Below are 22028 nucleotides of genomic sequence, written 5' to 3'. Positions count from 1 at the left end.
GTGTGGCAATGGAGAGCAGAAAAATGAAAAATATTTGGATGATTGCCTTTTTCCTCCTCCTTAGTGTAAATATAATTGTTATAATCGGAGGGGTGGCAGCCATCAACCATTACTTACCTGAGACAGAAGACTCTAAAGAGCTGCCTGATACGACAGTGGAAGAGCCAGGCGAACCGGTTTTTACCCTTACTACTACAAAGGAACAACTGAATTATTTCTTATATGAAGAACTGGAAGATGAAGAATTCAGTGTAGAAGCAGCAGAGGACCGTCTGATCCTTGAATCTTCAATAGAGCTTCTTGGGAGGTCTATTGAATTAGAGATGAACTTTGCTCCAGAGGTTCAGGAAAATGGAGATCTTATACTTCGCGAGGATGGTCTCCGTCTTGGCATTTTGCAGCTGCCAGGACCCGAAGCCTTACAAGTCCTTAAATCACAAGCAGACTTGCCTGAGTGGGCAGAAATTTATCCGGAAGAGCGAGCCATCTATATCTCTCTTTCAGAAATAGAGATTAATGATGAATATGTACCAGCGATTAGAGAAATTGATTTGCTGGAAAATAATATCGAAATTGATATTATGAGAATTCAGGAATAATTGGTAAGGCAGCCGTCTTAAGATGGCTGCTTTACTAAAATGTCTACACCATTTTTATTTCTCTCTACTACGCTGTATTTAGGTGCTTTTATTAATTGTTTTACATATACCCAGTCATAAACAGAAAGCCCTGCATTAATTGAAGTGAGTAACAGAAAATAATGCATGTACTCAGGCCAGGTTAATGCTCCAAGAAGAGCCCCTATCGTAATTAAAAATGAGGGAAATAGTAAAGCAGTAATGTAGAGATTTTTTGCCACAGGCTTGTTAAACTTTACTTTCATTGTTACTTTTTTGTTTTCCTTTTTTTTTCACTTTATAAAGCCGTACGTCCGTCTTGATCCCTGCAAACCAAAGGGGGACATAATGCAACATGGTATGAACTGGATATAAAGTGACTATGGCAGCAACTGTAAGCGTGAAACCGATGCCTTGTGAGCTGATATCTCCAAAATAGAGACTAAAAATCAGGTAACTTATAATGAAAATACATAATGTTATACCTAATGAAATAAGCATCAGTCGTGATGAATCGAAATCTTTGAGTGTATTTACTGATTTCCAGCAGTTCATCCCAATCTCCTCCCTTCAGCCATCTCTTTGATTAATTTAGAGGGATTTGCTTAAAAAATCAATAGGTAAGACATAAATTATTAAAAAACATAGATTTTCGACAATTTTGTACTTTTCTTATAAAAAAGCTTTGTTCCATTTGTCGTTGATTTTTGTTTTTAGACGCTCGCTTGCACCGAAAGGTACCTTGCTTCTCTTCATCTGAATTCACGCGGTCTTCACGACTTTATCCACACGCAAATAACTTTTAAAAATCAACATTCGCCTTTAACAGAGACAAAAAAGAAAAGGGAAGGAGGAAAAATTATTATATGGATGAAGAATGGAGAGAGAGAATTGAAAGGCTGGAGTTTCATCAAAAGCTTTTAATGGAGCTTATTGATGAAAGACATCCCTTTTACCGGCTAATTATAAAAAGAAAGATAACAGAAAAGGAAATGAGTAAACTGTATTCTTTGTGCGCTGTGTTAGAGCGAAAGCTGGCTGAAGAAAGAAAACAGGGAATGGTCTATCACGGGGAGCTGCTGGATGAATTTATAGGAGAACTGAACCCTAAGTTAAATCCTGAAGAAACCATCATGGCACTGAAAAAGCAGGGGTTGTACATAGATTTGGTGACGGTCCTCCAGGATCGGATAAGGGAGAGATGAATAGGGGGGAATTACTAAACCCGGCTACTTTGCAGAAGTTGGACGAAGAGCCCCCTCTTCTTCTTTAAATTCTTCTTCGAATGTATGAAGGACTCATCTAAAGAATCCATAAATTCAGTCCCGTATATATAACGAACAATGGTATATAATTCTGAAAATTCTGGGAATTTTCCATACAATTCTTTAATTGGCATAGCCCCTGGTAAACACTATAGGTATTGTGGTCATAACTTTCAAAAGTTTTTAGCAAAAGCTCTTCACCTTTGTCAGTCAATTTTATATAGGTATTTCTTTTATCTTTTTCACGCTTAGAGAAAGTTAAATAGCCTCTTTCCTCTAACTTTTTTGAAAAGTTAAAAGCAGTTGAAACATGCATGACACCAAATTTAGCGATATCAGATATAGAGGCACCCTTCATTTGGTAAGAGAGCCATAGGATATGGTGTTCATTAATATTTAAGTCAAACGGTTTAATCCACGCCTGCCAATCCTTTTCAACGGATTTCCACAATGCTTTACTTAATTGTGCCACTTTGTGGCTGAAAATAATGGACTCCTGAATGGAGTCAGAAGAATAGTTAGCCATAGATTTCCCCCCTTATTATAGGCAGATACTTTCTTACTATTATGACAACAATTGAGTAAGGAATAAAGGAGAACTAAGGTTTTTTTATAAAATAATATTATTTATTTTCTTTTCCATCAGCTTCTTTCCTTATTTTTTCACTTAAAGTGGCAATTGTGTCTGAAATTTCCTGCACTTCCTTTTGAATTGCCTGTACTTCAGGCTTTACTTCCTCCTCATAACGGTTATAGGTTCTTTGCATCTCTGAGGAAAGATTTGAGAGTGCTTCTTTTCCTTCTGTAGAAATTTCATTCCACTTTTCTTTTATCTCATCCTTTTTATTGAGCGTCTGTTCGTTAAGCGCTGTCCATTCCTCTTTTCTTTTAGCCTTTTCTCTTAGCTCCTTTCCTGATTGGGGCGCGGTTAACAGCACGTAGGCTCCTCCCATTAAAATGCCAGCTGCTATTCCGGAAACAATTGATTTTGTATTCACGATTCTCGCTCCTTTTTGAAAATATTTTTACGGAAAACTCTTATTTGGTTATTTTCCTCTTTTCTGTATCCCTTCAAACTATTATTTAAAGATACCTTTGAGAAAAAAGCACAGGACGGAGGTCCTGTGCAATTAAAGTTATTATCCGTGCTGTTTCTGAAACTCAACCATAAAGTCTCTAAGGGCTTTACAAGACTCGAGTGAAACAGCATTGTATATGGATGCGCGGCAGCCGCCAACCGAACGATGGCCGTTTAAGCCAATCATGTTACGTTCTTTGGCTTGATTTAAAAACAGTTTGTTAAGCTCATCATTGGGCAGATTGAAAGTCACGTTCATTAAGGAGCGGCTGTCTTTATCAGCGTGGCCTTTATAGAAGCCATCACTCTCATCAATAGCTTTGTAGAGAATATCTGCTTTTTCTTTATTTCTTTTCTCCATGCCTTCTAATCCCCCATGCTCCTGAATCCACTCAAGAACGTTTTTCAGCATATAAATACCAAAAGTTGGAGGTGTATGATACAACGAATTAGATTTCGTGTGTGTGTCATATCTCAGCAGCGTAGGAATATCATCAGGAATTTTCTCAAGAAGGGATTTCTTAAGTATAACCACTGTAACACCTGATGGACCAAGATTTTTTGAGCACCGGCGTAAATAAGAGAGAATTTTTCCAAAGGGATTGGACGGCATAATATGTCACTGGACATATCAGCATTACGGGTGTATCCCAATCAAATTCAAAGGATGGCCACTGTGTACCAAAAATGGTGTTGTTGGTAGTAAGGTGGACATAAGAGTCTTTTGGATCTACGTCTATTTCAGAAAGTTCCGGGATACGGTCGTAATTCGTTTCCTTGGAAGAAGCTCCTGTTTTCGTTTCACCAAGAATTTTGGCTTCCTTTAGAGCCTTTTCAGACCATGAGCCGGTAAGTATATAGTTTGCTGTCTCTCCTGACTTTAAAAAGTTCATAGGGATCATGGAAAATTGCAGACTTGCACCGCCTTGCAATAAAATAACCTCGTAATCTTCAGGTACATTAAGAAGCTCTTTTAGAAGCAATATTGCTTTATTATGTACGTAGTCGTATTCTTTGCTCCGATGACTTAATTCCATGACAGACATGCCTGTTTCTTCAAAATTAAGAAGTTCCTCTTTCGCTTTTTCTAATACCTCGGCTGGCAAGGCAGCAGGACCGGCGTTAAAATTATGGGCTCGGTTCATTTTCTCTCTCCACTCCTTTTAAATCTCTGGTAATTAGGGTTACTTTGCTTTACATATTTAATACGTTACAGTTTTCTGTTAAGTTTGTGAACCTTCTAACACCATAAAAAAAGAAAATTTAAAGCAAACATTCCGGGAAAAGAACAAATTGTGATTTTTTCAGTTCTTAAAACGAAAGAGTCAAAACCAACCGATAAAAAAAGCGCACCTTTATGGTGCACTTTTTTACATATTTTGTTGCACAGCTTTAGCCATTTCCTGTAACTTTTCCGGGGAATAATCGGAACTATTGTCCTCCCAGGTCGGTTGGAATCCATCATTTTCGTCATATCGAGGAATGAAGTGTAAATGATAATGGAACACCGACTGAGATGCTGCTTTTCCATTGTTATTCACAAGGTTCATCCCTTTAGGCTGAAATTCTTTTCGTAATGCACGTGCAATTTTCGGAGCAGTTGAAAATAAATGAGCAGCTGTTTCCTCTTCAAGTTCAAAATATTTTCCTGGTGATCTTTGGGAATTAACAAGGTGTGTCCCTTAGTCACTTGTCCAATATCCATAAATGCTACTACGTGTTCATCTTCATAAACAGTTGCTGAAGGTATTTCTCCACCTATTATTTTACAAAAAATACAATCGGGCGAGTGAGACATATGATTTCCTCCTTATGAAAAGACGTCCTACCTTAGTGTAGCAAAAAATGGTATTGCCTGTACAAGAATAGTCATGTTGTATAACAATTGCTTAAAAAAATATATCAATAGAAAAGGATTTTACCGTATTTCTAAATTTTCTTACACTTTTAGCAAATGTGTTGTACTATAGTTGTGAGGCAGAAAAAATATTGAAATAGCAATGAAGGGAAAGGTGGAACTGTTATGTATGTCCCTCTCGTATTAACACAATTTCTAGACCGGGCCGTAAAGCTGTATAGTGAAAAGGTTGCTGTAATTGATGAAGAAAGGGAAACCACGTACAGAGAGTTAAACAGCAGGGTAAATCAGCTTTCTCATGGATTGAAAGCGCTTAATATCAGAAAAGGGGACAAGGTAGCGTACTTAGCCCCTAATACTTTGGAAATGCTTGAAGGGTTTTATGGAGTATTTCAGCTTGGAGCTGTAATGACTCCGCTAAATACAAGATTAAAGCCAGAAGATTATCTTTTTATTTTAAACCATAGTGAAAGTAAAGTGCTGTTTGTTGAAAAGGAACTTTACCCATTAATAGAACCGATCAAAGATCAGCTGACTACAATTGAAACAATCATTGCCCATGGAGCAGCCGAAGATCAGGAGAATTATTACAGCTACGATCAGTGGCTTACGCAATTTCCAGACTCAGCCTTTGATCGGGAGGAACTTGATGAATCTGATATAGCGAGCCTCCTTTACACGAGCGGAACCACTGGAAACCCTAAAGGAGTGTTGTTAACGCACCGGTCTAATTACTTGCATGCTCTGACCGTTATGCATCATCTTAGAGTATCTGACAGAGATACACTTCTACACGTGCTTCCTATGTTTCATGTTAATGGGTGGGGGTCGCCTTTTTACTATACTGCTAACGGGGCAACACAGGTTATGCAGCGTAAAGTCGATCCAAAGGAAATTTTTAAAAAAGTCGACAGGTACGGGGTAACCATTGCTCATATGGCTCCGACCGTTTTAAATATGCTCCTTGAAGAGCATAGTCTGAACCTGAAGAACATGTGCTTGGACAGGATATGAGAGTGGTCATTGCAGGATCAGCTCCACCGCCGGCGTTTGTCACAAAAGTGGAGGAGGACTTTGGCTGGGAATTTATTCAGGTATATGGGATGACGGAGATCTCCCTTTAGTTACCATCTCAGATATTCCTTCTACGTTAGAACACTTGCCGAAAGAAGAGAAACACTTGTTAAAAGCAAAAACAGGGTATTCCATGATAGGCACTGACGTGAAGGTTTTAGATGAAAACGGGGAGGAAGTGCCTCGTAACGGAACAACGATTGGAGAAATCGCCGTCCGGTCCAATAATGTAATGGAAGGATACTTGAAAAATCCGGAAGCTACCTCAGAAACGATACGAAACGGGTATCTTTATACAGGGGATATGGCTGTGGTCTATGATAATAATTATATAGAAATAGTAGATCGGAGAAAGGATGTTATTATCAGCGGAGGAGAAAACATTTCTTCAATCGAAGTGGAAGGGGTGCTGTATAATCACCCAGCTGTTTTGGAAGCAGCCGTTATTGCTGTTCCTCATGAGAAATGGGGAGAGGTGCCTCACGCTGTGATTGTACTCAAACAAGGAGCCCAAGCTGATGAAGAAGAATTAATTTCATTTGTCCGCTCTAACATGGCTCATTTTAAGGCCCCAAAAGGGATCACCTTTACAGACGCCCTGCCAAAAACTGCCTCTGGAAAGATACAAAAAGTACAAATCAGAAAGGAATTTTGGGGAGAAAACGACCGAATGGTAAATTAAGAGGTAAGGGCTCGGCCCAGGATGAAAAGATTGGTGTTAGAATATTTACAGTGAGCCCCATTCTGTCATTTCCTCGACAAAAATTATCTCTCCATCCTCATATTTGCTGTGCTATAATTTTTTCTAGGTATCTTATCGACAGTAAAGGAGAGAGCTGTTATGAAATGGCTGAGTATTCTAATGCTCGCAGTTCTACTGACAGGATTGGCAGGATGCGGGAATGAAAATGCAGACGGAAGTCCAGCAGTCGGGGAACAAAAGGAGCACGGCTTTGATATCTTAGAAACCACAGCTTCAGCTGCAGAACTTCCTGAGTTTCTGGAGCATACTCATGAAGATATTTCCTCTGTCTATGCTGAGTCTGTCCATCATAAAGACCTTCTTGAACATATTCCCTGTTACTGTGGTTGTTATGAATCTGCAGGCCACCGGAATGTGTATGACTGCTTTGTAAATCAAGTAAATGAAGATGGTACAATTACTTGGGATGATCATGGCATGAAATGCGGTGTTTGTCTTGAAATAGCATATTCTGCTGTTCAAATGAGTGAAAATGGTGCTTCAGACAAAGAAATCAGAGATGCTATTGATGACTACTATAATACAGGTGACTATCCTGAAGCTACTCCTACTCCGCAGCCAGAAGCGTAAAGACTACAAAAACAGCTTTCTTTTCTATATAGGAGAAAGCTGTTTTTTCTATGAAATAGACGTAAAGGCAGTACATTTTGCTATAGGAACCGGAGCAACGTATAATATCTAATTACATACTTTACATGTCAGAGACGATTATCTTTATATAAAAAGGGGCATCCACTATGGCACGGTTACTCGAAATAGAGGAAGTAAGCGGAGGGTACAACATACATAAACCAATTCTTCACGACCTATCTTTCTCTATCAACGAAGAGGAAATAGTCGGTTTAATAGGTTTAAACGGAGCAGGTAAAAGTACTACCATTAAACATGTTTTAGGGCTTATGGAGCCTTCTAAAGGTGAGATCCGCATAAATGGAAAGACCTTTCAGCAGGACCCTGACCGATACCGTTCGAATTTTACCTTTATCCCTGAAACACCGGTATTGTATGAAGAATTAACATTAATGGAACATCTCCGTTTGACCGCTATGGCTTATAACATTGACGAAAAAACCTTTAAAGAACGTTCTGATAAGCTTATTCGGGAATATAGAATGGAAAAAATGCGCAAATGGTTTCCAAGCCATTTTTCCAAAGGGATGCGTCAGAAGGTTATGATTATGTGTGCCTTCCTTGTAGAGCCTGATTTGTATATTGTTGATGAACCGTTTGTAGGTCTGGATCCAGTGGCTATTAAGTCACTACTTGACATGATGATGGAAATGAAGTCTCAGGGGGCAGGGATTTTAATGTCTACGCACATTCTCTCTACGGCCGAACGCTATTGTGACAGGTTCGTATTGCTGCACGAAGGAAGAATTCGTATGCAGGGCAGCCTGAGTGAACTAAGAGAACAAGCTGGAATGCCTGAAGCTACGTTGGATGATATTTACATTGAAATGACAAAGGAAGAAGGATCATGAAGGTTCAAGAATTGTGGGGACATCGATCCCAAACATTTTGGAGTGAAGCTGTCAGGTATCTTCGTTTGATAGGGAACAGCGGGTTTGTGTTCACTTTATATGTCCTGTTTTTGATGGGGGGATACTATTACAGTTCATTTCTAGAATGGCTGCCTCCGGCCTTTCCAGCTGTTCTGTTTTTTTCAGTGCTGTTTGCATTGCTTTTGACAAGAAGCCCCATCCGTACCTTCTTAAAAGAAGGAGACCTGGTTTTCTTGCTTCCAGTCGAGACCCAGCTTACTTCTTATTTTAGAAAATCATTGATATATACCTTCATCATGCAGCTCTTTTTCATCGCTTTGTTATTTATGGTTCTCGGTCCCTTATTTTTAGATCGAATTTATCCGGATACAGGTTATCTATTTACTGTCCTTCTTTGGCTTGCTGCAGGGAAATGGTGGAACCTTATAAGCAGGTGGGCAGAGATGAGAATTCAATCTGTCACCACTCGGGATATTCACATTGGTTTAAGGTTTTTAGTTAACGTTACATTCACGTTTTTCCTTTTTTCAGCAGCTCCTGTCGTTTATCCGCTTGTGATCATTGGGGCTATGGTATTTGTCTATCTTTTTTACTATCGGAAACTTCATACCCAACATGGATTAAAGTGGCAGCATATATTAGAAATGGAAGAGAGAATGGTAAGCTTCTTCTATAGGATTGCTAACTCATTTACCGATGTTCCACACTTGAAGTCAAGCGTGAAGGGACGTTTATGGGCTTCTAAATGGGTAGATAAAGCCGCCCATAATAAGACCTCCGTATACACATATCTTTATGGAAAAACATTTATTAGAGCAAATGATTACTTTGGCATTTATGTTCGGTTGTTTATCGTAGGAAGCTTAGTGATGTCTGTTATTCCTTCAGACTTGGGGAGAGGGTTTTTAGCAGTCTTGTTTATTTACATGACCGGACTTCAGCTTTCCACGCTTTGGAATCATTATGATGTGAAAATTTGGACGGACTTGTACCCGGTCAGACATAAATTAAAAAAGCAGTCTTTCACGTTTATTATAGAGAGACTCCTTTGGGGGCAGGCTCTTTTGTTTAGTGTCATATTAGGACTTTATGGAGTCAATATCTTTATTCTCATAGCCGCTTTAGCCGCCGGTATCGTATTTAGCTCGTATTATGCAAGAAAACTGGTATTTAAAAAAAGGAAAACGGCATAAAGTGGATAAAGAGTCAGCACCTTTGATCAAAGAGGAGGGTTGTTGTGACTGCTTATAAATATGAACAACGAGCTCATGATGAGCTTGAAAGCTGGCTGAGAAAGGTAAAAAAGCCTTCCTCTATGTCTAAGAAACTAACAAAAACAATGCAGACGAAAATGAACAGCTATATTCCAAAGAAAGTTCATGACTCTATAGGGGAAGCCGTAAGGCATGTGGTAAACACAGCTCTGGCAGGGACAGAGTATGGTAAAAAACAAGAAGTCATCTTGCACGCTTCACTAGAAGAAAGGGAAAGAAAACTAGAAGAAACCATTGCTGCATACAGGAGAACAGCAGCAGCTGAGGGAGCTGGCACCGGCGCAGGAGGAATTCTTTTAGGAATGGCAGATTTTCCTCTTCTACTGGGAATAAAGATGAGGTTCTTGTTTTCAGCAGCAGCCATTTATGGCTTTGATACGTCTGATTACAGAGAAAGATTATACATTCTCCATTTATTTCAAACAGCATTTTCAAGTGAAAGAAAGCGTTTGGAAGTAGTCGACAGATAGAAAATTGGGGAGAGTATATTAAAGATAAACCAAAAGAGCTTTCCTTAAATGACGAGGTGAACTGGACTGAGTTTCAGCTTGAATACCGGGATTTTATTGACCTCCCTAAAACGCTTCAGCTGATCCCGGGCTTTGGTGCTATTGTCGGGGCAGCCGCGAACTATCATTTCCTGGATGTGCTGGCGGAAACAGCAAAGAACGGATATCGCCTCCGTCTTTTAACAGAAAAAGAGGATCCTCATAAATAGGATCCTCTTTTTCTATTTGTATTGAATAACTGCTTTAGCCATCGTTTTCGCTGCGATCAGCATGGCTTTTTCATCAATATCAAATTTGGGGTGATGGTGCGGGTAGGCAGTTTCCCATTCAGGGTTTTTAGCCCCTGTAAAGAAAAAGGTTCCCTTTACTTGTTCTAGATAATGGGCAAAATCCTCGCCGCCCATCATTGGTTTCATATCTTCAATAATCTCTACTCCCGGCACACCCTTAGCAGCAGCAGCCAGATAGGCAGTTTCCTCCTCATGGTTCACTACAGGAGGATACCCTCTAAAGTAATCAAATTCAGCTTGCACATCTGCTCCCAGGCATACACCATCTACTAATCTTTTTAAATCTGCTTCAATTTGATCCCTGACCTCTTCGTTAAAAGTTCTGACCGTGCCAACAAGCTTAGCTGTATCAGCAATCACATTAAAGGCATTGTCCGCTTCAAACTTTCCGATAGAAACTACTGCAGATTCCTGAGGATCTACATGGCGGCTTACAAGCTGTTGTATATTTCCAACAAGCTGAGAAGCAATGACTATGGCGTCCTTTGTAAGGTGAGGCATAGCACCGTGTCCACCTTTTCCAAGGATTTTGATCTCAAAACGATCTGCAGCTGCCATGACTGGCCCTGAGTGATATTGAATCTTTCCAACTGGCTCTGTGGCCCACAAATGGGTTCCAAAAATAACATCGACACCATCGAGACAGCCGTCTTTGATCATTTCAATCGCTCCGCCTGGAGCATACTCTTCTGCATGCTGGTGGATAAAAACTATCGTACCTTTAAGTTCACTCTTAACTTTGTTCAGTGCTTTAGCTAAACCGAGTAATGTGGCAGTATGACCATCATGTCCACAGGCATGCATTACGCCATCAACGGTGGACTTATAAGGGGTTTCTTTTTCATCTTGAATAGGAAGAGCATCAAAATCAGCACGGAGAGCAATGACAGGACCAGGATTTCCGCCTTCCAGACGTGCTACGACTCCTCGACCGCCAACATTTGTTTCAACTTTGTGGCCAAGTTTTTCGTGAAACTCGGCGATGTATTTAGGTGTATGTACTTCCTGGAAAGAAAGTTCAGGATGCTGGTGAAGATATCTGCGGATATCAACCATTTCATTGTATAGCGTGTCCAGATAATCATATACTTTGTTTTCCATAGTTTCTTAGCCCCCTTTTTGATTTTTTTCGTTAAGCGAAATATTTATCAACAAAGAAGTCTCCCAATTATTCATACAGCCAAGCTTATGCTTAAACCCGAAGGTATTGCTGTATGAGCCAATCTTATTGAGAGACAATGTTATTCTTTTATTCTACCAGAATTAAATTAAATACCGAAAGGAACAAACCTTGCCAAATAACTGGAAATCAGTTGAAAGTATCCGGTAAAGAGCATAATTCCAAGGCCGATCATAATATACCGCTTATCTTTTGAATGCGAGGAATAATCTTATTTATTTTCTTCATTTTGTTTAAGGAGCGTGAATATAAAAGAGCAACTAAAAGGAAAGGAATCCCGAGTCCGATAGAATAGACAAAGAGCATCACCATTCCAGAAGTCATTGTTTCTGCCTGACTGGCAAGAGTCAAGATAGCTCCAAGAACAAGTCCTATGCACGGTGACCAACCAGCAGCAAATACTAGACCGAATACGACTGAGCTTGCAAAGCTGGTTGACTTTTTAGGGTTATGTTTCATTTTCTTTTCAGATAAAAGAGCACGAATAGAAATGATCCCGGCCATTTGCAAACCAAAAATTACAATGATAATTCCGCCGAGCTGTTCAATTAGCGTGTTGTATCTGGCAAAGAACTGGCCGATAAAGGTAGAGGATGCTCCTAAAATAAGGAAGATAATAGTAAACCCTAAAATAAAACCAAGACTTCTTGATACAATCATGCGGCGTTCGGCATGAATTTGGTTTTCTGATATGGTTGTCCCTGTTAATTGAGCCAGATACGCTGGCACCAGGGGAAAGATACAAGGAGACAGGAAAGAAATGACACCAGCTCCAAATGCTAACCAGATGGTTACCTCAGTCAAATAAGGCACCTCCAATGCGAAAGATATTTAAAGAAAAGCACCATAGTAAATTATAGCTTATTTTAGTAAAGAAACAATGGACGAACATTGACATTTTTACAAACGAAACAGCAGTAAGGGGTGAGGAAGTGCAAACTGACCAAGAGTTGTATGTTACAGGAATGTTACAAAAAGATGGGGTGCCAGGCACCACAATTGGAGAAAATATATTCAGGTATGGACGAATCTATACTATAATGATTTTACATAAAGAAGTGATCGACAAAAGGAGTTAGTTGTCGAATGAGGATAAAAAGAAAAATTTTATTATGGATGGCCATGCTCAGCGCTGTTTTTGGACTTGGTGTTGCTATATATTTTGCAGTAGTTGTCATCGGGACAGTAGCGATTGATGAGAAACAGCTGGTTATGAATGAAACCTCCCATATTTATGATACAGATGGCGAATTGATAGCAAAGCTATTTCAGGAAGACAGAGAGGTTGTAGACATTAATGACGTACCATCTCACGTGCAAAATGCCTTTGTGGCAATAGAGGATGTAAGATTTTACAATCACCAGGGGATTGACCCGCGAGCAATTGGCCGCGCCCTGTATAGAGATATTCTAGCTGGTGCAAGGGTAGAAGGCGGCAGTACGATCACTCAGCAATTGGCAAAAAATGTCTTTTTGACCCACGACAAAACGCTTTTGAGAAAAACAAAAGAAGTGCTCATTGCAATGAGCCTTGAAAGAAAATACAGCAAGGATGAAATCCTTGGTTTTTATTTAAATAATATATATTTTGGGCACGGAGCTACGGCATTCAACAGGCTTCACGATTGTATTTTGGAAAAGATGTGGGGGAACTCACAGTGGACGAAGGAGCCCTGCTCGCTTCTCTTCCTAAAGCACCAAGCCATTATTCTCCTGCCAATGATATTGAAAGAGCAGAACAAAGAAGAAATACAGTGTTGGCTGTTATGGAACGCCACGGCTTTTTGACTGCAGAGGAAACGGTGCTTATCAAGGAAGGTCTCTTTCTGAGGATTTGCAGAGGTATGAAAATAATCCTGCTTATTTCACCTATATTGATATGGTTCTTCAAGAGGCAGAAGAAAAGTATAATCTGACTTCCAGAGAAATCCATACAGGCGGGTATGATATTGTGGTTCCTGTAGATGAAGAGCTGCAGCTGGAAGCCTATGACATGTTTCAGGATTCCGGGAATTTCCCAGGAAATGTTGTAGAGGGCGCATATGTGATGATTGATCACCATACCGGCGGTGTGGCTGCACTCCAAGGAGGAAGAGAATATGTAAGGCATGGCCTTAACCGGGTTAATGTAAAACGGCAGCCAGGATCTGCTATTAAACCCGCTGCGGTTTATGGTCCAGCACTGGAATCAGGAAGCTACCATCCTATTCCATGCTGGTAGATGAGCAGATTGATTACGATGGTTATTCACCTGCGAACTTTAATGGAGAATATCAAGGGGAAATCTCAATGGCTGAAGCTGTGGCACAGTCAACTAACACAGCTGCTGTCTGGCTTTTTAATGAACTAGGAGTAAATTATGCAACCTCCTGGATGGAGGATTTCGGCCTTCCTGTTGAGGATGACGGGCTGGCAGTGGCATTAGGCGGTCTTTCTACAGGCTATACCCCCTTGAAATGGCCTCAGCATATACAGCCTTTGCAAATGAAGGAAATAGAGTAGAGCCCTATGTCATTGAAGAAATTTATGATAGGAATGGGCAGCAAATAGGGGAAGCAGACCCTGAATTAAATGAAGTAATAAGTCCTCAAAATGCCTGGTATATGACAAGGCTGCTAGAAAATGTCGTCACGGAAGGTACAGGTACTGCCGGGGCCACAGAGCATGCATTAGCAGGCAAGACAGGGACAACAACAGGAGCGAGAGATGCATGGTTTGTCGGTTTCACACCAAAATGGACCGGGGCGCTGTGGATGGGATACGACGAAGCTGTTGAAGAAGAATCGATTGCCAGCAGCTCCTATCCTACAGCCTTATTTAAAAAGATTTTGAATGGAAAGGATCTGGATCGAGAGAGCATTGCCTTTCATAAGCCGGAAGACGTGAAAGATTTAGAAGAACCGATACAGCTTGCAAACATTGGTGACTTAAATGCCTCACTCAGCTTGAGAGGTGGAGGTCTGCTGAATGTAAACTTATCCTGGACGCCCTCGCAGGATGATCGAATTATTTATCAAGTTTATGAAGTGAAAAATGGTGAAAGTGAAAAGGTTGGAGAAGTGGAAGGAAAAGGTGAATATACAGTTGACGGTGTCAATATGTTTTCATTAGATGATTACATGATCGTCCCCTATAATCCACTTACAGAAACAGAAGGCGAACCTTCTAATGTGGCTGAGGTTAATATCGGTTTCTCTTTTTAAATGCTTTATAATTGCGTGTTCGACATTCAGGGACTGTCCCACACCTTCCTTCGAAAAAATGAGCCAGGATTAAATATCCCGGCTCATTTTTTATGCTATTCTGTTTTTAGGGTATGGATATTTTTTCCATAAAAGGAACTGAAATGGACTTAGGAGAAATGATGAACTCTTCTTGTAAGCATAAGTTTTTCCTATGACAAACTTGTCAGGATATAATGGTTTATGCTGCTGTATCAATTTTTAATAGAAAGTGGTAAAGGTAACATACGCTGATATTAGGCGGCAGCAAACAGAATAGGGGTTGTTTTCTTCTATTTTATGAACATTTTTTATTTGGACTATACATGACAAAAGGATGGGGTTATGGTAAAAAGGGATTGGAATTTGCTCGTGTGAAACAATAATAAAGAGTACATACTGATATAACTTACTAGGAAATAAAGGAGTGCTATATATGGCGCAACAGCCAGAAAATAATACCTATTTAAAAGCCTGCCGGCAGGAAAAAGCAGATCATACACCAGTGTGGTACATGAGACAGGCAGGACGGTCTCAGCCCGAATACCGAAAGCTTAAAGAAAAATATTCATTATTTGAAATTACAAGGCAGCCTGAACTGTGTGCTTATGTGACGAAGCTTCCGGTAGATCAATATAACAATGATGCAGCTATTTTATATAAAGATATTATGACTCCTCTTCCTGCCATAGGGGTAGATGTAGAGATTAAATCAGGGATAGGCCCGGTAATTGATAACCCGATAACAGGACTGGACGATGTGAAAAAGCTCGGGGAAATCAATCCGGAAGAAGACGTTCCTTATGTACTTGAGACGATTAAACTTTTAAGAGAGCAGTTATCTGTTCCCTTAATCAGCTTCAGCGGTGCGCCTTTTACTCTTGCAAGCTATATGATAGAAGGCGGCCCGTCAAAGAACTATCATAAAACAAAGGCCTTTATGTATGCTGAGCAAGAAGCCTGGTTCGAGTTGATGGATAAGCTTGGGGAAATGACAATAACTTATGTGCAGGCACAAGTGAAAGCAGGAGCCCAGGCTATCCAAATATTTGATTCCTGGGTGGGCACGCTGAATGTAGAGGACTACCGCACATTTGTAAAGCCCGTTATGAACAAGATTTTTACAGCCATTAGAAAAGAAGGGGTACCACTAACCATGTTTGGTGTTGGTGCAAGTCATCTAATTAAAGAATGGGATGACCTTCCGTTGGATGTAATTGGTCTTGACTGGCGCCTGTCAGTAAAAGAAGCAAGGGAAATGGGGGTAACCAAGACCCTGCAAGGGAACCTTGATCCTTCCATTTTATTGGCACCTTGGGAAGTAATCGAAGAGCATGCAAGAAAGATTCTGGATCAAGGCTTGGAAGATGATGGATACATCTTTAATTTAGGTCATGGCGTTTTTCCAGAAGTAAAGCCGGAAACTTTAAAAAAGTTAACTGCATTTGTACATGACTATACTTCACAGAGAAAAAAGGAGAGAGAGGCATGACTAGAGAAAGAATAGGATTATTGGTCATGGCGTATGGAACACCTAGAAGTCTTGAAGAAGTGGAGCCTTATTACACGCACATTCGCAGAGGAAGAAAACCTTCCGATGAGGCCCTTCAAGATTTGATTTCCAGGTATGAAGCGATTGGGGGAATCTCTCCTTTAGCAAAAATAACAGAAGAGCAGGCACATCGCCTTGCGGAGCGTCTAAATGAAATCCACCCAGATCAAGAATTTATCCTTACCTTGGACTGAAGCATATTGATCCGTTTATTGAAGATGCTGTTGCACAAATGAAGGAAGACGGGATTGAAAAAGCCGTGAGCATTGTCCTCGCTCCTCACTTCTCCACGTTTAGTGTGAAGTCTTATAACGGACGGGCCCAGGAAGAAACAGGGAGAATCGGTGGTCCTGAGATTGCCAGTATCGAAAGCTGGTATGATCATCCCAAATTTATTCAATATTGGACAGAACAAGTTGAAAGCACTTTTGCCGAAATTGAAAATAAGGATGAGACCGTCGTCATTTTCTCTGCGCACAGCCTTCCAGAGAAAATTATCCAGAACAATGATCCTTACCCTGAACAGCTGAGAGAAACTGCTGACTTGATAGCTGAGAGAGCTGGCATTAAGAATTATGAAATCGGGTGGCAGAGCGAAGGGAACACTCCTGAACCATGGATTGGTCCTGATGTCCAGGATTTAACCAGGGATTTGTACAACAAACATGGGTATACCTCTTTTGTGTATTGTCCGGTTGGATTTGTCGCGGACCACTTAGAAGTACTGTTTGACAACGATGTGGAATGTAAGCTGGTGACTGATGAAATTGGAGCCAAGTATTATCGTCCGGCCATGCCTAATGCCGAGCCGCTTTTTATAGATGCGTTGGCAGACATTGTGAGTGACAAGCTTGAAAAAGTACGGATCATTTAAAACGGGGAATGAGATATGAAAATAGCCATTATAGGTGGAGGAATTACAGGGTTATCAGCCGCTTATTACTTGCAAAAAGAAATTTTGGCCAAGAATCTGGATGCTGAGTATCATTTGTATGAAGCAGACAGCCGCTTAGGTGGAAAAATACAAACTGATTACTCGGATGGATTTATTATTGAAAAAGGGCCAGATTCATTTTTGGCGCGAAAAATGAGCGCTTCCCGTCTGGCAAAAGAAGTTGGACTTGAAGGGGAGCTCCTTTACAACCAGACCGGCCAGGCATATGTGCTTAAAGAGGAAACATTGCATCCAATTCCAGGAGGGGCTGTGATGGGGATTCCGACAAAGTGGGGGCCATTTGTAAAGACCAAGCTTTTTTCTCCTCTTGGGAAGGCAAGGGCTGCCGGAGACTTAATCATCCCTAAATCTGGTGACGGAAGCGATGATCAATCACTAGGGAAATTTTTTCGCACTCGCCTGGGTGATGAAGTGGTTGATTACTTAATTGATCCGCTTCTTTCAGGTATTTATGCAGGGAATATAGATAATTTAAGCTTAAAAGCAACTTTCCCGCAATTTGAAGAAATAGAACAGAAACATCGAAGTTTAATCCTTGGCATGAAGTCCTCAATGGCTCAGAAGGAAGAACAGCCTGCTCAGGGAAAAGCAAAAGGTAATTTTCTTTCTTTTAAAAAAGGGCTGCAATCCCTCGTTGATAGTATTGAAAATCATCTTGATGAGGATGTAGTTCATAAAAATGCGCCGATTACCCTTATTAAAAAGAAGGAAAGCGGGTATGAAATTAACTTTAAAGATCAGTCCACAGCTTATTTTGACAGAGTCATTATCACAACCCCGCTGGATGTAGTGAAGAACATGCTGCCTGAAGATCTCCATACTGACGATTTTATGGAAATTCCTTCAACATCAGTAGCCACAGTAGCTATGGCCTTTGACGAAGAGCAGGTAAAACAGGAATTTGAAGGAACTGGCTTTGTCGTTTCGAAAAAAAGTAACTATACGATTACTGCCTGTACGTGGACTCATAAAAAATGGTCACATGTAGCTCCTAAAGGGAAAGCATTACTCAGGTGCTATGTAGGAAGAGCAGGAGAAGAAGAAATCGTTGAGAAAAGTGATGAAGAGATCCTTGAGGTTGTATTGAAGGATTTAAACAAAATCATGAACGTAGAGGGCAGGCCTTCCTTTTCCCGCATTACAAGGTGGAGGCAGTCAATGCCACAATACGAAGTCGGACACAAGCAGAAACTTAAAAAAATGAGGGAACTCCTTGATAAGGAAATGCCGGGTATACATTTGGCCGGGGCTTCTTATGAAGGGCTTGGTCTTCCTGATTGTATTACTCAAGGGGAAAAAGCAGTACACAAAGTTCTTTCTTCTGTTCCCGAAAAACCTATGGCTGTTTCTAAGTAAAAAAGAAGCCGCACTTAAAAGAGAGCGGCTTCTTTTTTATTCTACGCTTCAGCTTGATCGGACTGGCGATTCTTTACTACACCTGCCAGCGCATAAAGCACGGCTGTCGAAACAAAGTGAGATGAAAAGTCGTTTGTGTCTTGCTGAGGATATACTTCTACATAATCCATCCCGCAAAGGCCCATGCTGGCAAACTCATGTATCATAGTGACAAGTTCATAAGGTGTAAGTCCGTTTCCGTCAGCCGGGCCCCCTGGATTAAAAGCATAGTCTAGCACATCACTGCAAATGCTCAGGTACACTTTATCTGTTCCTTCAGAGGCAATATCATAAATCTTTTTGGAAAAGTTCTCGAGGCTGTCAGCTTCACGAATATCTTTAATCGTAAACGTTGAAGCTCCTGCTTCTTTAGCAAGCTTTCCATTTTCGGGTTTATTTCTAGGACCGTGTATTCCAAGGTGGACAAGGCTTTCATTTCTCACTCCTTCGGTTTCATACAGGCGGGCAAAGGGAGACCCGCGTCCATACAAATCGCCCCCGGAGCGGAGGTTATTATCATAATGGGCATCAAGGTGTATAATACCTACTTTGCCTTCGGTCTCCTTGGTTAAGGATTCGATAATTGGATAGGTGATGCCATGATCGCCTCCAAAAGCAATCGGAAAGGCACCGCTTTTCCATATTTCTCCGGAAAAAGATTGGATTCTTTCCATTGTTTCGTCTACTTGAGCAGGCACTACATCCACATCTCCAAGGTCGCCCATGGTAAGGTGTTCTGCCATGTCCATATGATTAAGTTCTGGGAGATAGCAGCTGTATCTCGCTGAACAGAGGCGGATTACCTTAGGAGCAAGTTCACAGCCTGTATAATCCCCCCATGTGACAGCTCCTTCCCATGGCACTCCATAAAAAACTATATCCTTTTCGCTCATTTTATCCCGGTTATTAACTAAGTTTTCACTGTTTAAAAAGCAAGGAGTATTTCCATAAATTGTTTCCTCTGACATAGGCGGCTCCTTTCAACATAAGTATAAGGTTAAAAATTCCCTAATTAAAAATAATCAAACATTAAAATTCTCATGCCTTAATGAGTTTGAAGCAGCTATGTCCCAGAGTGTGAATGGATAAATGGTTCTGGTTGTTCTACAAAACGGCATTTCTAAAAAAAGCGGAATCGGATAGGTCCGACTCCGCTTAACATTGCATGATTTATTGTTGAGACTGTTGAGCCTGCTGAAGCTGTTGCTGAGCCTGCTGAAGCTCTTGTTGAATTTGCTGGAACTGCTGCTGCTGGGCCTGCTGAGGCTGCTGGGCCTGCTGGGAAGCCTGTTGAAGCATTTGCTGAGCTTGCTGAAGCTGCTGTTGAGCCTGCTGAAGCTGCTGGGGATTATTCTGGGCATTTTGTACAGCTTGTTGAGCTTGTTGAATTGCTTGTTGGGCTTGTTGAGCTTGCTGGTTTTGTTGTGGCATAATGAACCTCCCTGAAAAGATAAATGGTGTAGCGATATTTATATTGTCCCCTGGCTCCTAGAATATACATCAGTAAGCAACAGCGATATAAATCAAGGATACTTCCTTAAAAAAGCCTCTCTGCCAATTTTTTGTTACTTTATGGTACAATATGAGTTATCTGCAATAAAAAGCTCGAAGTTTAGAGTTATAGGAGTGCAATTATGGCGGAAAATAGTACAAGGGCAGTAGAAATACTAAAGCATGCTAGACATGATTGGCTGAATCAAATACAGCTTATTCAGGGAAATATATCATTGGGCAGATATGAGCGCGTGGAAGAAATTATAAGGGGTATTGTCCAGAAAGCAAGACACGAGAGCAGACTGTCGACAATGAATGTACCAAAAGTTGCTGATTTTTTATTAACCTTCAACTGGGGAAACCATTGGTTTATCTTAGATGTAGAAGTACTGGGGGAAACGAATGATTATGCCGGGTTTGAAGAAGACTGGTATACATTAATCACTTCTTTTACAAAGCATCTTGACAAAACAGTGAGTGAAAAAGGAGACAACCACCTTTTGGTAACGTTCCATTTAACAGATGCCCCTTACATTGAAATGGACTTTCAAGGGGAGTTAAAGAATAAAGCTTCCATGGAGGAATGGGTGGAGCGGCAGTGGCAGCAAAAGACTTCTTGGGTTCCCAAGGAAGCTGTAATAAAGAACGAAGAAGTATTAGTTTTAATGATGAATGATAAATGAGGTGACCCTAGTGTTTATAGATAAGGTAAAAGTCTTTGTTAAAGGCGGTGACGGCGGGAATGGAATGGTAGCTTTCCGCCGTGAGAAGTATGTACCGGAAGGCGGGCCTGCTGGCGGGAACGGTGGAAAAGGTGCTAATGTTATTTTGGAAGTGGATGAGGGATTGCGGACGCTGATGGACTTTCGTTATCAGCAGCATTTTAAAGCAGGACACGGGGAAAATGGAAGGTCCAAAAACCAGCATGGGAAAAATGCAAAAGACCTGGTTATTAAAGTTCCCCCGGGGACAACTGTAACCGATGATGAGACAGGAGAAGTATTAGCAGATCTTCTTACTCACGGGCAGACAGCTGTAGTTGCACGCGGAGGGAGAGGAGGAAGGGGAAATTCAACCTTTGCTACTCCGGCAAATCCGGCTCCTGAAATCAGTGAAAATGGGGAGCCAGGAATAGAACGATTTATAAACCTGGAGTTAAAGGTGCTGGCTGATGTGGGGCTGGTGGGTTTCCCAAGTGTAGGTAAATCAACCCTTCTATCCGTTGTTTCAGCCGCTAAACCTAAAATCGCTGATTATCACTTTACAACGTTGAGCCCAAATCTTGGAGTAGTAGAAGCAGGTGACGGAAGAAGCTTTGTGATGGCTGACCTTCCTGGTTTAATAGAAGGAGCACATGAAGGAGTAGGTCTTGGCCACCAATTCCTTCGTCATATTGAGCGGACGAGAGTTATTGTTCATGTCATTGATATGTCCGGCCTTGAGGGAAGAGATCCTTATGAAGATTTCCTTAAGATCAATGATGAGCTGAAACAATACAATATGCGACTTCTTGAGCGCCCTCAAATCATCGTAGCAAACAAAATGGACATGCCGGATAGCGAAGCTCAATTAGAATTATTCAAAGAACAGCTTTCAGAAGACTACCCTGTTTTCCCAATTTCAGCCCTGACCAGACAAGGACTGAGAGAGTTGTTATTAAAGGTCGCTGACTTAATTGAACAGACACCTGAATTTCCACTCTATGATGAAGAAGAACAAGAGCAGCGAGTCCTTTACAAATATGAAAAAGAACAGAAACCTTTTATTGTCTCAAGGGATGATGATGGCACCTTTGTTTTGTCAGGGGCCGGTATTGAAAAACTCTTTAAAATGACAGACTTAACTCATGATGAATCTGTTCGAAGGTTCTCAAGAAAGCTTCGTAACATGGGAGTAGACGAAGCATTAAGAGAGAGAGGAGCAAAAAACGGAGATACCGTACGTCTCCTTGATTTTGAATTTGAATTTATCGAATAGCGAGAAGGCTGCTGTAAAAGCAGC

At 40.9% G+C, this 22028-nt stretch carries 19 protein-coding genes and 7 pseudogenes; 17 read left to right on the top strand and 9 right to left on the bottom strand.

What is annotated here, in order from left to right:
- The first annotated feature begins 23 nt into the window (after positions 1-23).
- The gene (locus JCM19033_RS05575; protein ID WP_198153411.1) at positions 24-599 is read left to right on the top strand and encodes a YpmS family protein; all 576 of its coding nucleotides are present in this window, start codon (positions 24-26) and stop codon (positions 597-599) included.
- Between the two features lie 17 nt (positions 600-616).
- Here JCM19033_RS05575 and JCM19033_RS05570 read toward each other — a convergent pair whose 3' ends face one another.
- Positions 617-883, bottom strand: a complete 267-nt coding sequence (locus tag JCM19033_RS05570; protein WP_054635567.1) for a DUF3267 domain-containing protein — start codon at positions 881-883, stop codon at positions 617-619.
- Positions 884-1483: 600 nt separating this feature from the next.
- Here JCM19033_RS05570 and JCM19033_RS05560 point away from each other — a divergent pair.
- Complete coding sequence (locus tag JCM19033_RS05560; protein WP_054635565.1) at positions 1484-1822, top strand: DUF1878 family protein; 339 nt, start codon at positions 1484-1486, stop codon at positions 1820-1822.
- A 24-nt stretch (positions 1823-1846) separates the two neighbouring features.
- On the opposite strand, the pseudogene JCM19033_RS05555 reads toward JCM19033_RS05560, so the two are convergent.
- The 4 genes and pseudogenes from JCM19033_RS05555 to JCM19033_RS27970 all read right to left on the bottom strand — a co-directional run bounded on the left by JCM19033_RS05555 (position 1847) and on the right by JCM19033_RS27970 (position 4758).
- Positions 1847-2408, bottom strand: a pseudogene (locus JCM19033_RS05555) (HTH-type transcriptional regulator Hpr).
- A gap of 97 nt (positions 2409-2505) precedes the next feature.
- Entirely contained in the window at positions 2506-2880 is a 375-nt protein-coding gene (locus tag JCM19033_RS05550; RefSeq protein WP_054635564.1) for a YtxH domain-containing protein, read from the bottom strand.
- Positions 2881-3021: 141 nt separating this feature from the next.
- A pseudogene (gene serC / locus JCM19033_RS05545) lies at positions 3022-4105 on the bottom strand (3-phosphoserine/phosphohydroxythreonine transaminase).
- A 225-nt stretch (positions 4106-4330) separates the two neighbouring features.
- Positions 4331-4758 (bottom strand): annotated as a pseudogene (locus tag JCM19033_RS27970) (HIT family protein).
- A gap of 225 nt (positions 4759-4983) precedes the next feature.
- On the opposite strand from JCM19033_RS27970, the pseudogene JCM19033_RS05535 reads away from it, so the two are divergent.
- From JCM19033_RS05535 to JCM19033_RS27965, 5 genes and pseudogenes are all read left to right on the top strand, one after another.
- A pseudogene (locus JCM19033_RS05535) lies at positions 4984-6574 on the top strand (long-chain-fatty-acid--CoA ligase).
- Positions 6575-6733: 159 nt separating this feature from the next.
- Positions 6734-7225 carry a PCYCGC motif-containing (lipo)protein gene (locus JCM19033_RS05530; protein ID WP_054635563.1) on the top strand — a complete coding sequence of 164 codons (492 nt, stop codon included), beginning with the start codon at positions 6734-6736 and terminating at the stop codon, positions 7223-7225.
- Between the two features lie 167 nt (positions 7226-7392).
- Positions 7393-8136 carry an ABC transporter ATP-binding protein gene (locus JCM19033_RS05525; RefSeq protein WP_054635562.1) on the top strand — a complete coding sequence of 248 codons (744 nt, stop codon included), beginning with the start codon at positions 7393-7395 and terminating at the stop codon, positions 8134-8136.
- A complete protein-coding gene (locus tag JCM19033_RS05520; RefSeq protein WP_054635561.1) occupies positions 8133-9350 on the top strand; it encodes an ABC transporter permease in 1218 nt (405 codons plus the stop codon). Before JCM19033_RS05525 ends, JCM19033_RS05520 begins: the two co-directional genes overlap by 4 nt.
- Positions 9351-9472: 122 nt before the next feature.
- Positions 9473-10149 (top strand): annotated as a pseudogene (locus JCM19033_RS27965) (EcsC family protein).
- 12 nt (positions 10150-10161) lie between these two features.
- Here JCM19033_RS27965 and JCM19033_RS05510 read toward each other — a convergent pair.
- Positions 10162-11331, bottom strand: coding sequence for a M20 family metallopeptidase (locus JCM19033_RS05510; protein WP_054635560.1), 1170 nt, complete (start codon positions 11329-11331; stop codon positions 10162-10164).
- A 250-nt stretch (positions 11332-11581) separates the two neighbouring features.
- A complete protein-coding gene (locus tag JCM19033_RS05505) occupies positions 11582-12214 on the bottom strand; it encodes a cytochrome c biogenesis CcdA family protein (protein WP_306301239.1) in 633 nt (210 codons plus the stop codon).
- Between the two features lie 128 nt (positions 12215-12342).
- On the opposite strand from JCM19033_RS05505, the gene JCM19033_RS23185 reads away from it, so the two are divergent.
- The 8 genes and pseudogenes from JCM19033_RS23185 (at position 12343) to hemY (ending at position 18494) form a co-directional block, all read left to right on the top strand.
- Complete coding sequence (locus JCM19033_RS23185; protein ID WP_157049746.1) at positions 12343-12489, top strand: hypothetical protein; 147 nt, start codon at positions 12343-12345, stop codon at positions 12487-12489.
- A 7-nt stretch (positions 12490-12496) separates the two neighbouring features.
- Positions 12497-13326: pseudogene (locus JCM19033_RS27960) on the top strand (transglycosylase domain-containing protein).
- The gene (locus JCM19033_RS27170) at positions 13245-13631 is read left to right on the top strand and encodes a hypothetical protein (protein WP_306301258.1); all 387 of its coding nucleotides are present in this window, start codon (positions 13245-13247) and stop codon (positions 13629-13631) included. Before JCM19033_RS27960 ends, JCM19033_RS27170 begins: the two are co-directional and overlap by 82 nt.
- Positions 13622-13912: a penicillin-binding transpeptidase domain-containing protein gene (locus JCM19033_RS27165; protein WP_306301237.1), complete on the top strand. Its 291-nt coding sequence runs from the start codon at positions 13622-13624 to the stop codon at positions 13910-13912. The genes JCM19033_RS27170 and JCM19033_RS27165 overlap by 10 nt, the downstream gene beginning before the upstream one ends.
- A complete protein-coding gene (locus JCM19033_RS27160) occupies positions 13867-14613 on the top strand; it encodes a penicillin-binding transpeptidase domain-containing protein (RefSeq protein ID WP_306301236.1) in 747 nt (248 codons plus the stop codon). Before JCM19033_RS27165 ends, JCM19033_RS27160 begins: the two co-directional genes overlap by 46 nt.
- Before the next feature lie 454 nt (positions 14614-15067).
- A complete protein-coding gene (hemE, locus tag JCM19033_RS05495; RefSeq protein ID WP_054635559.1) occupies positions 15068-16123 on the top strand; it encodes a uroporphyrinogen decarboxylase in 1056 nt (351 codons plus the stop codon).
- Positions 16120-17057, top strand: a pseudogene (hemH, locus tag JCM19033_RS05490) (ferrochelatase). Before hemE ends, hemH begins: the two are co-directional and overlap by 4 nt.
- 15 nt (positions 17058-17072) lie before the next feature.
- Positions 17073-18494 (top strand): protoporphyrinogen oxidase, encoded by a 1422-nt coding sequence (gene hemY / locus JCM19033_RS05485; protein ID WP_054635558.1) that lies wholly within the window; start codon positions 17073-17075, stop codon positions 18492-18494.
- Between the two features lie 41 nt (positions 18495-18535).
- Here hemY and JCM19033_RS05480 read toward each other — a convergent pair whose 3' ends face one another.
- Both JCM19033_RS05480 and JCM19033_RS05475 read right to left on the bottom strand, forming a co-directional pair.
- Positions 18536-19501 carry an agmatinase family protein gene (locus tag JCM19033_RS05480; RefSeq protein ID WP_054635557.1) on the bottom strand — a complete coding sequence of 322 codons (966 nt, stop codon included), beginning with the start codon at positions 19499-19501 and terminating at the stop codon, positions 18536-18538.
- A gap of 202 nt (positions 19502-19703) precedes the next feature.
- Positions 19704-19964, bottom strand: coding sequence for a hypothetical protein (locus JCM19033_RS05475; protein WP_054635556.1), 261 nt, complete (start codon positions 19962-19964; stop codon positions 19704-19706).
- A 203-nt stretch (positions 19965-20167) separates the two neighbouring features.
- On the opposite strand from JCM19033_RS05475, the gene JCM19033_RS05470 reads away from it, so the two are divergent.
- Positions 20168-20710, top strand: a complete 543-nt coding sequence (locus JCM19033_RS05470) for a Spo0B C-terminal domain-containing protein (RefSeq protein WP_054635555.1) — start codon at positions 20168-20170, stop codon at positions 20708-20710.
- A gap of 10 nt (positions 20711-20720) precedes the next feature.
- The gene (gene obgE / locus JCM19033_RS05465) at positions 20721-22004 is read left to right on the top strand and encodes a GTPase ObgE (protein ID WP_054635554.1); all 1284 of its coding nucleotides are present in this window, start codon (positions 20721-20723) and stop codon (positions 22002-22004) included.
- Positions 22005-22028 lie beyond the last annotated feature (24 nt).

It is taken from the genome of Thalassobacillus sp. C254 (genome assembly GCF_001310615.1).
Note: the sequence above shows the minus strand (reverse complement) of the source record. Positions and strands in the feature narration are given on the sequence as shown.